The 14,191-nt window shown below is 58.7% G+C and carries 11 protein-coding genes; 4 read left to right on the forward strand and 7 right to left on the reverse strand.

All coding sequences use genetic code 11. From position 1 onward, the window contains the following. Positions 1 to 17: 17 nt before the first annotated feature. The 7 genes from JQK88_RS32080 to JQK88_RS32110 form a co-directional block, all read right to left on the reverse strand. Positions 18 to 1,265, reverse strand: coding sequence for a serine hydrolase domain-containing protein (locus tag JQK88_RS32080; RefSeq protein WP_203280612.1), 1,248 nt, complete (start codon positions 1,263 to 1,265; stop codon positions 18 to 20). Positions 1,266 to 1,429: 164 nt separating this feature from the next. Beyond that, positions 1,430 to 2,839 (reverse strand): CapA family protein, encoded by a 1,410-nt coding sequence (locus tag JQK88_RS32085; protein ID WP_203280613.1) that lies wholly within the window; start codon positions 2,837 to 2,839, stop codon positions 1,430 to 1,432. Between the two features lie 53 nt (positions 2,840 to 2,892). Then, positions 2,893 to 3,942, reverse strand: coding sequence for an ABC transporter ATP-binding protein (locus tag JQK88_RS32090; RefSeq protein WP_203280622.1), 1,050 nt, complete (start codon positions 3,940 to 3,942; stop codon positions 2,893 to 2,895). Next, positions 3,939 to 4,946 carry an ABC transporter ATP-binding protein gene (locus JQK88_RS32095; RefSeq protein ID WP_203280614.1) on the reverse strand — a complete coding sequence of 336 codons (1,008 nt, stop codon included), beginning with the start codon at positions 4,944 to 4,946 and terminating at the stop codon, positions 3,939 to 3,941. Before JQK88_RS32095 ends, JQK88_RS32090 begins: the two co-directional genes overlap by 4 nt. Position 4,947: 1 nt before the next feature. Continuing rightward, complete coding sequence (locus JQK88_RS32100; RefSeq protein ID WP_203280615.1) at positions 4,948 to 5,832, reverse strand: ABC transporter permease; 885 nt, start codon at positions 5,830 to 5,832, stop codon at positions 4,948 to 4,950. Positions 5,833 to 5,834: 2 nt separating this feature from the next. Then, positions 5,835 to 6,776: an ABC transporter permease gene (locus JQK88_RS32105; protein WP_203280616.1), complete on the reverse strand. Its 942-nt coding sequence runs from the start codon at positions 6,774 to 6,776 to the stop codon at positions 5,835 to 5,837. Between the two features lie 6 nt (positions 6,777 to 6,782). Further along, on the reverse strand, positions 6,783 to 8,378 hold the full coding sequence (locus JQK88_RS32110; RefSeq protein WP_203280623.1) for an ABC transporter substrate-binding protein: 1,596 nt from the start codon (positions 8,376 to 8,378) through the stop codon (positions 6,783 to 6,785). A 461-nt stretch (positions 8,379 to 8,839) separates the two neighbouring features. Between JQK88_RS32110 and JQK88_RS32115 the strand changes: the two genes are divergently transcribed. The 4 genes from JQK88_RS32115 to JQK88_RS32130 form a co-directional block, all read left to right on the forward strand. Continuing rightward, on the forward strand, positions 8,840 to 9,136 hold the full coding sequence (locus JQK88_RS32115; protein WP_203280617.1) for a hypothetical protein: 297 nt from the start codon (positions 8,840 to 8,842) through the stop codon (positions 9,134 to 9,136). Between the two features lie 685 nt (positions 9,137 to 9,821). Further along, a complete protein-coding gene (locus JQK88_RS32120; protein ID WP_203280618.1) occupies positions 9,822 to 10,274 on the forward strand; it encodes an Lrp/AsnC family transcriptional regulator in 453 nt (150 codons plus the stop codon). A 1,127-nt stretch (positions 10,275 to 11,401) separates the two neighbouring features. Then, entirely contained in the window at positions 11,402 to 12,256 is an 855-nt protein-coding gene (locus JQK88_RS32125) for a polysaccharide deacetylase family protein (RefSeq protein WP_203280624.1), read from the forward strand. Positions 12,257 to 12,309: 53 nt separating this feature from the next. Continuing rightward, on the forward strand, positions 12,310 to 14,191 hold a 1,882-nt coding region (locus JQK88_RS32130), incomplete at its 3' end, for a penicillin acylase family protein (protein ID WP_203280619.1).

The raw sequence follows: 14,191 nt of genomic DNA on the forward strand, positions 1-14,191 counted from the left end.
GCCTGCTCGCCTGCCGGCTATGCGGACAGCGTCCTCCCCAGTTTCAGCATCATCGGCAGAGTGATCGGGATATTGCCGGCGCTGGACGGTACGGGGTGAGACGCCAAGCGCGCCACCACCATGTCCGCCTTAGGCGCAACATAGAGCAGCTGGCCGTGCATGCCTCGGCCCAAGAACGCGCCCAGCTCATCGTGTGTCACCCACCATTGGCTGCGATACGCGTAACCCTGCGCCGCCTCATATACCTTGGAGGAGGCGCCGCCATTTTGCACGTCGTGTACCACGGAGGCGGGAATGAGCTGCTTGCCGTTCCACTCGCCCTCGCGTCGCATTAGCTCGCCGAAGCGCGCCAGGTCGCGCGCGGTCGCCGACAGGCCGGCGCCGGCCATCGCCGTGCCCGCGAGATCGACGAAGACGTATCCGTCCTCTTCGCAGCCGAGTGGGCCCCACAGGCGTTCATGCAGCAGCTGCTCGAACGATCGCCCTGTCACGCGGCTCATTACCCAGGCCAGCGCATCGGTGTTCGCGGTCATGTACTCAACGGATCCGCCATGCGTGCCCACCTTGCGAATGGTGCACAGGTAGTCGCACAAAGTCTGCGGCCCGCTGTACCCAGCCGGCCGAGGTCGCCAGCCGCAGGCGCGCGCATGCGCCCAGAAACTGGAGTGTTTATCGGCGTAGTCTTCGCTGTAGTCGAGGCCCGTCTGCATGTCCATCACCTGCCGCAGCGTCGCGTCCTCGAACGCGCTGCCGCGCAACTCCGGCAGATAGTGTGCGAGCACCATGGATTCGTCGAGCACGCCTTCGTGTACGAGCGACGCGGCGAGCGTACCCGCATATGACTTCGTAACCGAGTGCAGCGCATGCGGCAGGTGCGGCTCGAGCGCGCCAAAATAGCGCTCATAGACGATGCGCCCACGATGCAGCACCACAATCCCGTCCGTGTAGGTGTCGTAGAGCGCCTCATCGAAACGGCGCACGCGCCCGTTCGTATCGGCAAAGGTGAGCGCATCAATGTCGGCGGTCTTGTCGCCGCGATCCAGCAGCGTAGGCCCGCCCGGTCCGCGCCACACATTGACAGTTGGCACAAGCTCGCACATGTGCGACAGCGACCAGCGCAACTGCGGGAAATCGAGGAAAGCGTCGCTCTCGAAGGTGATGCGCTTCTGCGCCGGTGGCGGCGCCCCGCGCATCCAGCCGAGTTCATTCGGATCGGACGCGCGGCCATCGAGGTAGCGCTGTCCATTAAATTCGAGCATGCCCATCCCGAGCTTTCCCTCCTTCAGTTGCCATGTCTGTGCGCAGTTCAAGTTTTCTGGTTGCTCAGGTCCTTACGGCGGACGCGCAAATCTCGCGGCCGGACGGTCCAGACTTGCGCCGTCCGGCCCGAGCTTACCGAGCTGCACCACCAAGCGGCGCGGAAGGATCGCTACATGCCGCGTTGGGCCGAGCTGGGCTGCAGTCGGATCAATCCAACGCCGTCCTCGATCTCAATTCTGGTGCCAAATGGCTTCGAGAGCTCCTGTAGCCGCTCCAGAATTGCTTTAGCTTGCGACGCGGGTGCGAGCCGCGGTACACCCCGGTTCGCAAATCTGTTTAAGCGGCGGAGCTCGATCGGGTGGAGCCGCAATTCAGCGAGTTGGTTCTGCTCAAAGCGGCTAATGGTGACCACGCTCTCATAGAAGATCGTATCGGATTGAGACCCTACTAATCCTTCCGCAGTCGGATATCCTTTTGCCACCTCGTCGACCGTGACTTCGGCGTCTGTATCGACCCTCGGATCCTTGCCGTAGACCTCGTACATGTCGTCGCCTACTGGCGTCCGGAGATCCTGACAGAAGAAATTGCCCAAGCTGTAAAAGATAGGCCGACCTTTGTAGATCTCGATGCCTCGCAACTGATGCGGTCCGTGCACGACGTATGCGTCTGCCCCGGCATCGATAAGCCTTCGGGCAAACGCCTGTTCGCAGTCAGGCGGTTCTTGGCACCATACCCCGGGCTCGTGCTCATGATTCGTGGCGATGCAGAAGTCGGAGATTTGTTTGCCCCGACGAACGTTGCGCAGGATATCGGCGATGTCACGCGAGTTAGCCTCGAAGCTGTAACTGGCTTTGTTGCCAGCTTTGTACGTCACCCCGCCGAGGACTACGCGGCTTGGATCTTTTCCAGCGGGATTGTAGCCCGGTAGTACTTCGCGCACCTGTCTCAAGCTCTCGAGCATCTCCGGCGGAACAACGATGCTCTTCTCCAAACGAAGGGCGTTGAGCCCTGGTCTGCTTGGCGCCTCGCCAGCAGGATCGCACGCACGAGCCATCGGCATGAACGTCGTAGCAAACGACACCAACGCAACCCTTCCACGCGGAGTCTCCAGGAAGCGCGCGGCTCCAGCTTGTGCGAGGTTTTCGCCTGCGCCTGCATGGATGATCCCGTACTTATCAAGCGCACGGCTCGTCTCGCGCATGCCTTCAAGGCCCCAGTCGAGCGTATGATTGTTGGCGCGACTGAGCATATTGAAGCCCATTGCCCTTAAGTCAGGTCCCAGCTCCGGGTCGCTGATGCAATACGCCCCGCCGTACTCAGCCTGAGGGCATCCTTTGGATAGAACATCCAAGATGTTGGTTTCCAAGTTCCCGAAACTGACGTCGGCCCCATGAAAGAGCTTGAGGACATCGGCCAGGCCGGGATAATGGCCCTTGGTCACTGGCCGCGCAAAAAGAAGGTCGCCAACTGCCGCCATTGTGAAGCCGTCTTCAACATTTGTGGCAATTGAACCGACCGTATCAAAGCCACCATCCTGCTGGATTGGATGGCGACTGTTCTTGTGCGAATCTCTCTCCATATGATCTCCTACTTTTCGCGAGTGCTGTCGCTATATCTGGGTTTTCCGATACATTAGGACCGGATCATGAGGCTGAGCACATGGGCAAGCGAATGATCACCCACTTCAGCCGGCTGGGACGGGATGTCTGTAGCCGGAGCGCGCACATGGCAGGCCACAACGCGCCCGTCTGCCATTGGCACTAGAGGCGGCACCTCGATGCGGCACCGATCGACCGCGAGCGGGCAGCGCGGGTGAAACGCGCAGCCTCTCGGCGGATTGATCGGACTTGGCACCTCGCCCTCGACGGGCGCCACCAGCCGAACTCGTGTCGGATCCGGCACCGGAGCTGCCGCAATCAGCGCCTCCGTGTAGGGGTGGACCGGCCTGGCGAAGAGCGCCTCGCATGTGGCCAGTTCCACGATCCGCCCCAAATACATGACCGCGACGCGATGGCCGATATGCTCCACGACGCTAAGATCATGCGAGATGAAGACGAAGGCGATGCCCATCTGCTGCTGGAGATCCAGAAGCAGATTCAAGATCTGTGCCTGCACGGAGACGTCGAGAGCCGACACCGCTTCGTCGGCGATGATGAGCGAGGGGTTGAGCGCCAGCGCCCGCGCGATACCGAGCCGCTGGCGCTGACCGCCTGACAACTCGGATGGCAGTCTGTGCATCATCTCCGGCGACATTCCGACCTTTCGGAGAAGGTCTGCGGCGAGTGCCTGACGCTGCCTTCGGCTGAGACGCTCGAAATTCTCGACGGGTTCGGTGATGATTTGCCCAGCGGTGAGGCGCGGGTTCAGCGACGAGTAAGGATCCTGAAAGACCATTTGCATCCGACGGCGCCAGGCGTGAAGCGCGTCCTTCTTGAGGCCCGCAATGTCGGTACCGTCGATCAGCACGCGCCCGCCCGTCGGCTCGACGAGCCGCATCAAGAGCCGCGCCACGGTGGACTTGCCGCAGCCGGACTCACCGACGATGCAAAGCGTCTCACCCGCCTCGACGGAAAAGGATACATCCTCCACCGCCCGGATCACCGGAATGGTCTTCTTCAGGAATCCTGTACCGAGCGGATAATGCTTGGTCAGATTCTCGACTTTCAGCAAAGGACCGTTCATGCGCCCATCACCTCTTCGGCGCGCCAGCAAGCTGCGGCGTGGCTCGACCCGACATCACGTAGGATGGGTGTCTTCTCGCGGCAAATGTCGATGGCGAATGGGCAGCGAGGCGCAAAGCTACAGCCCACAATGGGCTCGCGCAGGCTTGGCACAATGCCTGGGATTTCCGGAAGGCGGCGCTGTCGGCCGCGCCGCTGGTCAGGCACCGATCGCATGAGGCCCTGAGTGTAGGGATGCGCGGGACGCGCAAATAAATCTATCACGTTCGCCTGCTCTACGATACTGCCAGCATACATCACGATCACGCGTTGGCATGTCTCGGCTACAACGCCCAGGTCATGCGTGATGAACATGACGGCCGTTCCCGTGCGCTCTTTCAGATCGGCGATGAGCCGCAGAATCTGCGCCTGGATAGTGACGTCGAGCGCAGTGGTTGGCTCGTCGGCGATCAATAGTTCCGGTGAGCAGGCAAGAGCCATGGCAATCATGGCGCGCTGGCGCATGCCGCCTGACATTTCATGAGGATAGTTGTTGACGCGCCGTTCGGGGTCCGCAATGCGAACGAGACGGAGCATCTCTTGCGCCTTTGCCATCGCAACCGACCGCGAGGCCTTGGTGTGGATCTGCACCGCCTCGGCGATCTGGCGACCGACCGTATAGACCGGGTTCAGACTCGTCATCGGCTCCTGGAAGATCATGGCGATCTGGTCGCCACGGATCTGTCGCATCTCCCGATCGGACAGCTCAAGCAGGTCGCGTCCATGAAAGCGGACCTCGCCGCCGACAGTCCGGGCGTTCATCTTCGGCAGTAGGCGAAGGATGGAGAGAGCGGTGACGCTCTTCCCGCATCCCGATTCGCCGACGACGCCGAGCGTTTCGCCTTTCTTCACCTGGAAGCTGATGCCGCCCAGGGCGCGGGTAGTGCTTTCGTCGCCGACAAAGTGTGTCTCGAGATCTCGAACATCGAGAAGCACGTCATTCCCCGCCGATTTTTGCATTAGCATGTCAGCGCCTCCGCCGCTTCGCGCGGGGATCGAACAGGTCGCGCAGGCCGTCCCCGAGCAGGTTGACGGCAAGGACCGTGACGGCAAGGCAGATACCGGGGGCGAAGACCGTCAATGGGGCGATAGCGAGATACAGTCGAGAGCTTGAAATCATGTTGCCCCAGCTCGGAATCTCGGGCGGCACGCCCACGCCCAGGAAGCTCAGCCCGGCCTCTGTCAAGATCGCATCTGCGCAGACTATGGCGCTCTGCACCATGAGCGACGGAATGGTGCTCGGCAGGATGTGCCGCCATAGCACTTTCGGCAGGCGCGCACCGCCGCAGAGGGCGGCTTCCACATATGGACGCTCCCGAACACTCAGAACCGCCGAACGAACCAGCCGCGAGACACTTGGCATCTGTGGGATCGTGATGGCGACGATGAGGATAGCGATCCCTGGCCCTGTCAGAGAAATAAGGGCGATGGCCAGCAGAATGGTCGGGATCGACATAAGGCCGTCCATGACCCGCATGACGATATTATCGAAGCCGCGGTTGTAGCCGGCGATGACACCGATCAGAACGCCGCCCAAGGCCGCGCCCGCGGCCGACAGCAATCCGACCATTAGTGAGATCCGGGCGCCGAAGATCGTTCGTGCAAACACGTCACGGCCCAGATTGTCGCTTCCGAACCACATCTCGGCGGAAGGTGGCTGGAGGCGCTTGAATGGATCCATGTTCAATGGATCGCCGGCGTAAAGGGGGGCAGCGAGTGCTAGAACGATCAACAGCGCCAAGAGGCCACCCCCTATCACGACCAGCGGATGCCGCCTTGCGAGACGGGGCAGGCCGGAGATTCGCAGGCGGCCCGTCGGGACGTATTCAACTGGTGCGGAGAGGAGCGTCATAATCAGTACCGGATGCGGGGGTCGACCAGGGTGTAGGAAAGATCGACCGCGAGATTGATAAGGACGTACAGACCCGAAACCAGGATGAGCACACCTTGAATAATGGGATAGTCGCGGTTGTTGATCGCATCGACCACCAAACGACCGACACCAGGTATGTTGAACACCGTTTCCGTGATGACGACACCGCCAATCAGACCTGCGAAACTTAAGCCGATCACGGTTAGGATCGGGACACCCGCATTCTTCAGAGCGTGGTGGAAAAGCATGGAATATGACGAGGCGCCCTTGGCGGCGGCTGTCCGCATATAGTCTTCCGACAGAACCTCGAGCATGCTCGCACGCGTGATCCGGGCGATGAAAGCAATGTAGGGAATGCTCAAAGTCACGGTCGGCAGGATCAGGTGCACAAGCCATGGCCCGAAGCCATGGTCGATAGGCTTGTATCCTTGAACCGGTAGCCAATGTGCTGTGATCGCGAACAAGTATATGAGAAAGAAGCCGACGACAAACACCGGGACAGAAAAACCAAGCGTCGCGAATGCCGTCAGGATGCGATCAACAAGACCGCCAGCTCGCCACGCGGCAAGAATACCGAAGGAAACCCCAATCGTCACCGAAACGATCATCGTCAGGATCGACAGGGAGATGGTCGGTTCAAGCCGCTGTGAGATGAGCTGGAGAACCGGTCGGCCGGCAAAGATCGAGGTGCCGAAATCGCCGCCGAGCATGTCCCGCACCCAACGTATGAACTGAACCGGCATAGGATCATTCAGTCCCATTTTTTCGCGGATGCCGGCGATCATCTCTGCCGTGGCCGACTTGCCGGCGATCATGGCCGCCGGGTCGCCGGGCGCCAGCCTGAGAAGCAGGAAGACGAAGATCCCGACCATCGCCATGACGGCGATGGTCGAAACGAATCTACGTAGGATATAGGCGGCCATTGCGTCTCAGGCCTTCTGCATGTTCCACATCGGCACGAGCTGCACCGGCACGCCGATGAGGCCCGAGAGCGTCTTCCGCCGGGCAACGGGTGAGAGGTATTTTCCCAACCTCACGTCACCAACAAAGTCCCACCAGATATGTTGCATCTGGCGGGCCAGTGCTTTGCGATCCTCAATTGTATTGACATCCGCCCATTTGGCCCGAAGGGCTTCATACTCGTCGCTCTTCGGCCATCCGTACCAGGCGTTGTCCCCGTTCGCGAGGAGAAGGGGGCTGCCGAGTGGGTTGCTGAGGGAGTAATCTGCTTCAGACGTAATGAAAATGCTCCAACCGTCCTCCTCAACGGGGACCTTCTTCGCCCGACGTGTGGTGATAGCGCTCCAGTCACTCGGAGCCAACTCGGCATTGACCCCGATCTTCCGCAGCGTGGCCGCCAACAGCTGCGACGGATTGTCAAGGATCGGTATGTCCGTCGGGTCGAGAATGACTACCTTCTCGCCTGCATACCCGGCCTCGGCGAAAAGCTGCTTGGCCTTTTCCGGATCGCCGCCCTTCTTGTACCAGCCCGTATTTTCGTCGTTGGATATGGGCTCCCCAAAGATCGAAGTCTCAGGGCGACCATTTCTCGGGTCCATAACTCGCATGAACGCCTCCTGATCGACCAGGTGAAGAATCGCTTGTCGCGCCTTCACATTGTTGAACGGCTTCTGAAGCGAATTGATGCGCAGGCACACGTGATTGCCTGTCTCGTTCAGAACTTGGAGTTCAAGGTTGGGATCGCTCTCAATCAAAGGGTAGAGGTCAGCGGATGGCTGCTCGAAAAAGTCAATCTCACCCGCTTGCAGAGCCGCGAGTGCAGTCTGCTGTTCGGCGATGAACTCCCAGATCACACGATCAACCTTGACGATCTTTCCGCCAGCCAATCCGTCGGAAGGTTGCTTGCGCGGTACATATCGTTCGTTCCGGTCGTAGGTTACGCTCGCGCCGGGCGTGGTAAGAGCCTCATTGAACTTGAATGGTCCCGATCCGATGTTGGTTGTAACCTGTTCGGTCGCCGGGCGACTGGCGTCCTGTTCGCGCATGATGAACAGGCACGGTGGCGTGAGGTCTGCCAAGACATCGATCAGAATCCCAAGCGGCTCCTTTAGGACGATGGTGAAGGTCTTGTCGTCCTTTTTCGAAATCTCGTTGGCACGCGCCATGATCAGCTGCCCGCCCGAAGATACTTCACCCCAGCGACGGATCGAGGCGACACAGTCCGCCGCGGTAACAGGGGTGCCGTCGTGCCAGCTGAGGCCTTCGCGTAGCTCAAACGTATAGGTCTTGGTGTCCTCTGAAACGTTCCACTTCTCAACCATCTGCGGCTGCGACGTGAATTTCGAGTCCAGCGAGAACAACGTGTCGTAGATCGCTAGGCCGTGGTCGGCAGTGATGTTCGTTGCCGTCCAGATTGGATCGTAAACGCTAAGGGCATTGCCCATCGCCATCCGAACAGTCCGCGCGTCGGTTGGCGAGGTCTGTGCCCGAAGGATCGATGGAATCGACACGGCCGTTCCGGCAGCCACGCCCATCTTAATGAGATTGCGTCGAGAGATTGTCATGTTCAAGTTCCCCTTTTTGAGCCACTGGCGCGGTTAATCCGCGCTTATTAGGTCTCGTCGACCACCGGCGAAGCACTCGCCTGTCGTCTCCAACAGATGCCTATTGAGGCATGACGTTAGATAGCACCTGGGCAGGAGGGGTTTGCGCCAAAATGCTTCGGCTGCTGAAATACGGACCGCACAAAGCGCCGTGGTTTGAAATGTCGCCAGCATCGCCGCGCTGCACGGTAGCGCATCTTCGGACGCAGGGGTACGTCGCCGGGTTGCCGTAGTATTCAAAGTGGATGCCCCGGCCCATAGGATTTCAGCTTCGGCGCGTGGTAATTGGATAAAGACCAAACGGCAGCGAATATCGCCTCGGCCTATGCCTTTTGTTCCGCCGGAGACAGGCAGCGCCGGACTGATCGTGTCAAGTCCGGCCCTTGCTGGATAAGTGAGGTTGTGGTGCGTTAGGCGGACCGGTGGTCGGTTCGCTCTGCATCGCGATTGAGTTCGTCGCAGATTGCCTCGAGCTGCTGTCGCCCTATCTCGGTTGTTCGGATGCCGCGCCATCGCTCGGCTGCCCGGATGGGGCGGCACACATTAGCTTCAGCACCGTGCTCGCCGAAGGCATTCGGGATCACCTTGGTGCGCCGCCATTCTTTGCCAAACACGCATTCGAGCAGGTTGGTGGCTCGGATCGCACGCCGACGGGCGAGCGGAAACTTGAGGTGAGCGACGGACGCTTCGAAGTGGTCAATGAGGCAGGCCACCGATAGGGGCAGATCGCGGCCGCAGGTCGTCGCGCTCCCGCACCAGCCCCGCCCGCGCCGGGGAGGCCGCTTGGTAGCGGGCCCACGCCCGAGCGTTGGAACTGCCGCGCGGCTCGCCCTGATGCAGCCGCTCGGCTCTTGCTCTGTGGAGCAACGGCCCTGCTTCTCGAAATGTCGGCGCTAATTTGGTGCCATGTTTGCAATAGACGTACCCTCTGCCCGTCCGCGCCTAGTCCGCGTGCTTCCGCCAAATCTGTCCTGTCGGAAAGCGAGCGGCCCCCGGGAAATCTTCCTGACACATACCAAACTTTTCATTCCCTTTTGCGTTGAATGATTTCGCCTTCAGAGCGGGGCTGCTTGGTCGCGACGTTCAGCACGGGCGTCTCTGCGCCTTTACTTGTGGCGCTCGATACTCCGTTGGGTCTCGACATGCATAGGAGACGTAGGTTTGCGCCAAAATTCCTCGGTTTTTGAAACGTGGGCCGCAACGAAGCGGGGTGATTTGAAATGTCGTCGACCTACTCACATGTGCGCCTGACCTCTCCTGATTGGATCCGGAGGGCCGACGCATGTTTCAGGTTGCTGCAGCACCAAATATGCGCATTCCGTTTCACGCAGGAGGACTTAATGAAATAAGGATTGCATAACTTTGGTCATAATGAAGGACCCTGAATACGATTGGTATCGCACGATGGACGACCTTGATCGAAGAATTCTTAAAGCCTTACAACGGAACAACCGGCTCTCATTTCCAGAACTGGCGGAATTGGTGGGTTCCTCGGCAGCGTCATGCATGCGTCGAGTGCAAAAGTTGCGATCGGCTGGCGTAATCATTGCTGACATCTCGTTGGTGGATCCGAAAGCTGTCGGCAAATCGCTCACCGTTGTCCTCACGGTAGAGCTAGACCGTGAGCGGCTTGATCTCGTCGACGATTTCAAGCGCGCGATGCGTGCGGCCAAGGAGGTTACGCAATGCTACATGGTTACGGGCGACGCCGATTTCGTCCTCATCGTTACGGTCGAGGACGTCGAGGCCTTTGACGTCTTCGTCAAGACAAAACTCTATACCAACCTCAATGTCCGAAAATTTCGGAGCATGATTGCGCTCGATCGTGTCAGTTTCGAGCCCCGGATCACAGTGTAATTTTCGGCGGTTTGCGCGGAAGCCGTCAGTCCGGCCGCGTTTTGAAGTGCGCCCATTGCACGTCCAGTTTCGGATTGAACTTTCTCGCCGTGCGAACTGTGCGACCAGAGCGCGCAGCCGACGCTCGATCGCCAGCCGGCCGCCGGCCTCGAAACAAGCTTAGTAAACGGCGGTCAGGTCTCGGTTAGCGATGCAGAGCTGTGGGCGACCCTGGGCGCCGCTCAAGGTCCTCAAATTCCTCAAATGGCTGTGTTGCACCTGAGCGCGACGCCAAGCCATATTGCGCAATGCGCGGAGTTCCTTGGCGCAGGCCAGCTCGAGAAGGCGGCCTTGTGGACGGGGCTGTGTGACCCGCGACACCCTCGAATTTGCCTTATGGGGGCCGGATGTCACAGGCGCGGGCTGTGGTTGAACACCGGACATGGAACCCTCGGCGGACTATGGGGCTGGCTCGGGAAAACGGGCCCGACATGCTTTGTCGATCAAACGGGGCCTGTCGTTTGCATGAAGCGCAAGCGTTCAGTCGAGCGCTGTTCACTACAACGAATTCGCGCGAGAGCCCGGCGCCGCCTTTGCGTTTAGCTCGGCAACGGGGCTTGCCCCATGGGTTGGGTTAGGCGATCGTCTGATCGAATCATTTCAATTCTTTCCGACAAGCGACCGTTGCAGCTCGCTGATCCTTTGAATTTGACGCGCAACGTCGCGTCTTCCACGTCAACATCGCCGGTGCCATAGCGATGTCTTGCAACGATCAGCATACGAGACGCTTCCGAGCGCAAGCCTCCTAGCGCAACCTCTTGAGCCTGACCAAGTAACCGGATCGGAAAGATAGAAAAATGACGCTACAGATCGGCGTACGTGGAGATGATTGCACGCGCGGATCATCACCGACATTCAGTCGCGATCTCGCCAAGCGGAGAACCACTCCATCGCGTTTCAAGGTGTGCTTCAATGCTCGATTTGAGATGGCGATCCGTAAAGATTACGAGCATTCGTATTTGGATAGCGGTGGCGCGATAGGGTGGCGGTAAAGTGCTCCCACTTCGTTGTCGGCCTCAATTCTGTGTCACGTCACACCGATCGATCGGGATCAAGGAGGAGAACCGATTGTGACTGAAATCGAAAACATGAAACCTTGGCAGTGGCCTGAAGATCGTTGGCGCAATTGCGTCAATCGCGTCCGTGCAGGCAAGCGGTTGACGCCGCCATGGCCCGAAGGCAAGCGCTGCGCTGTTGCCTTATCGTTCGACGTGGATCACGAAACAAACGAATTGCGCGATGGTGGAAAATCGATCGGTCGCCTTTCTTGGGGGCAGTATGGAAACAGGCGCGGAATGCCCCGCATTATGTCTCTGCTCCAAAAATACGATATCAAGGCGAGCTTTTTCGTTCCAGCGGTTGCTGCAAACCTGTATCCAGACGAACAGCGGGCCGTTACAGGCGAAGGGCACGAGATCGGTATCCACGGTTGGATTCACGAGCTCAATTCCCTCCTGCCGCCGGAGAACGAGCGCGATCTGATGATGCGCAGCGCCGATATGCTCGAAATGATCACGGGCGCTCGACCTGTCGGATTGCGCACCCCATCGTGGGATTTGTCAGAAAGTACACTCTCAATCGCTCGCGAGATGGGACTGCTCTACGACTCCTCGTTGATGGCCGACGATAGCTGCTATGAGCTACTGGAGAATCTCGAGCGAACAGGTGTAGTCGAAATCCCTGTCGAGTGGATTCGTGATGACGCACCATACTTTATGATGAGCCGAATTGGGCCGGAAGACGTTTTGGCAATTTTCATGCGAGAGTTTGAGCAGGCATATCAGGAAGGTGAGATGTTCCAACTTACCTTCCATCCTCACATCATCGGCTACCGTTCAAGGATTTGGATTCTTGAGGAGCTGATCCGCGCTGCCAAAGCCAAAGGCGATGTTTGGTTTGCCACTCACCGACAGGTGGCCGAGCATGCGTCGACAGCGCTGTAGTCGGCCAGGGTTCATTGAGCGAAGATCTTCCAGTTTAGAACAGGTACCTGAATATGACGACGGCCATCGCAACTAATCTTCTGAATGTTAAAGGGCTTCAAAGTGAAGTTTCTATCAATATTGATCGATGGGGGGTGCCACACATCAGAGCAGAAAACCCGAACGATCTCTTCTTCGCGCAGGGTTGGAATGCGGCGCGGGATCGGCTGTGGCAAATCGATCTGGCCCGCAAGCGCGGTCTAGGCCTTCTCTCGCGCGATTTTGGCCCTGGATACCTTGCCCAGGACAGGGCTTCGCGCCTGTTTCTTTATCGCGGCGACATGGCATCCGAATGGAAAGCCTATGGATCAGACGCTGAAGAAATCTGCACTGCGTTCACAGATGGGATCAATGCCTACATCGATACTTGCGATGCAGGCCTACTCCAGCTTCCACCCGAGTTTGCTGTGCTGGGAAATCGGCCCGATCGCTGGAAGCCGGAAGATGTCGTCCATGTTCGCACCCATTCGCTGACTCAGAATGCGTCTTCAGAACTCCTGCGCTCGAAAGTCATGGCTTTGGCCGGACCGAAACTCGGAGCAAGGCTCGATATGCTTCGCAAGCAACTGTCCCATGGCGTCACCCCGACGCCTGCGGAGGGGTTCGACCCAGCGGTAATCAGCGACCGAGTGTTGCGAGATTTTCAACTCGCAAGATGCCCTGTAACCTTCTCCAAAGAAAGACTGGACTGTTCATTAGAGGAGGCCGGTCTTTGGACTGTCGTGGTTCCATCAGGAGAAGTTGCCCGTTCCTCTTTCGACGAAGGCTCAAACAACTGGGCAATTTCGGCAGAAAAGACGACAACAGGCCGCCCCATTTTAGCGTTAGATCCTCATCGCACGCACACTTTACCTTCTATTCGTTACGTCGTGCATCTCGCTATGCCAGGTCTGGACGTGATCGGCGCAGGGGAGCCAATGGTGCCCGGCGTGTCGATGGGACACAACGGAATGGTAGCCTTCGCCCTCACGATATTTGGTGCGGATCAGGAAGACATTTATGTCTATGATACTGCTTCAGATGATCCCGACAGCTACGCGTATGATGGTGGTCGGGAGAAATTCCGCGTCGTCGAGGAAGTTGTCCCGGTCAAGGGATATCCGGAACAGCCAGTTCGACTGCAGTTCACCCGCCACGGACCTGTGGTTTATCAAGACGAGAAAAACAACCGAGCGTTCAGCCTAAGAACTGTCCTGATGGATCCGGGAATGGCGCCCTATATGACCAGCCTCTCGGTCATGAGGGCCAAGACTCATCAAGAGTATGTGCGTAGCCTTGCAGGTTGGGGATGCCCTTCGGTCAATCATGTTTATGCGGATACCAGCAATACCATCGCTTGGCGGCCAGCCGGAGCTACGCCTGTCCGCGATAATTGGGACGGCCTCCTTCCCGTACCAGGCGACGGTCGTTTCGAGTGGAGAGGCTATCTTGGCCCCAGTGATGGTCCATCAGAGATCAATCCGGCGCGCGGTTTTATCGCCACCGCGAACGCAATGAACGTTCCAGATGACTGGTCCAAATCTAATCCGGCAATCGCCTACGAATGGTTGGACAGCAGCAGACACGATACGCTGCATTATGAGCTTGGCCGCGACAAGCTTTACTCCTTCGAAGACTGCATCCGCCTGCAACGCTCGACTTTTTCGCCTATTGCGGCACGCATCACCAAGGCCGTAACCCAGCTATTCAGGGATGCAGGCGATCTGGCCATCTGGCAGTTTCTGAAAAACTGGGACTATGATCTGTCAGCGGATTCGGCACCAGCAGCACTGTTTGAGGTCTGGCTGAGCAAGCACCTTGGCCCCTTGGTCGCGAGGCGCGAAGGCGCGAGTGCTCAAGTCATTCCGTTGCTCATGCCGTTTGATGCGCCAAGCATTGCCGCGTGGTTGGAAAACG

The sequence above is a fragment of the Mesorhizobium caraganae genome, from assembly GCF_016836705.1.
Classification (GTDB): domain Bacteria; phylum Pseudomonadota; class Alphaproteobacteria; order Rhizobiales; family Rhizobiaceae; genus Mesorhizobium; species Mesorhizobium caraganae.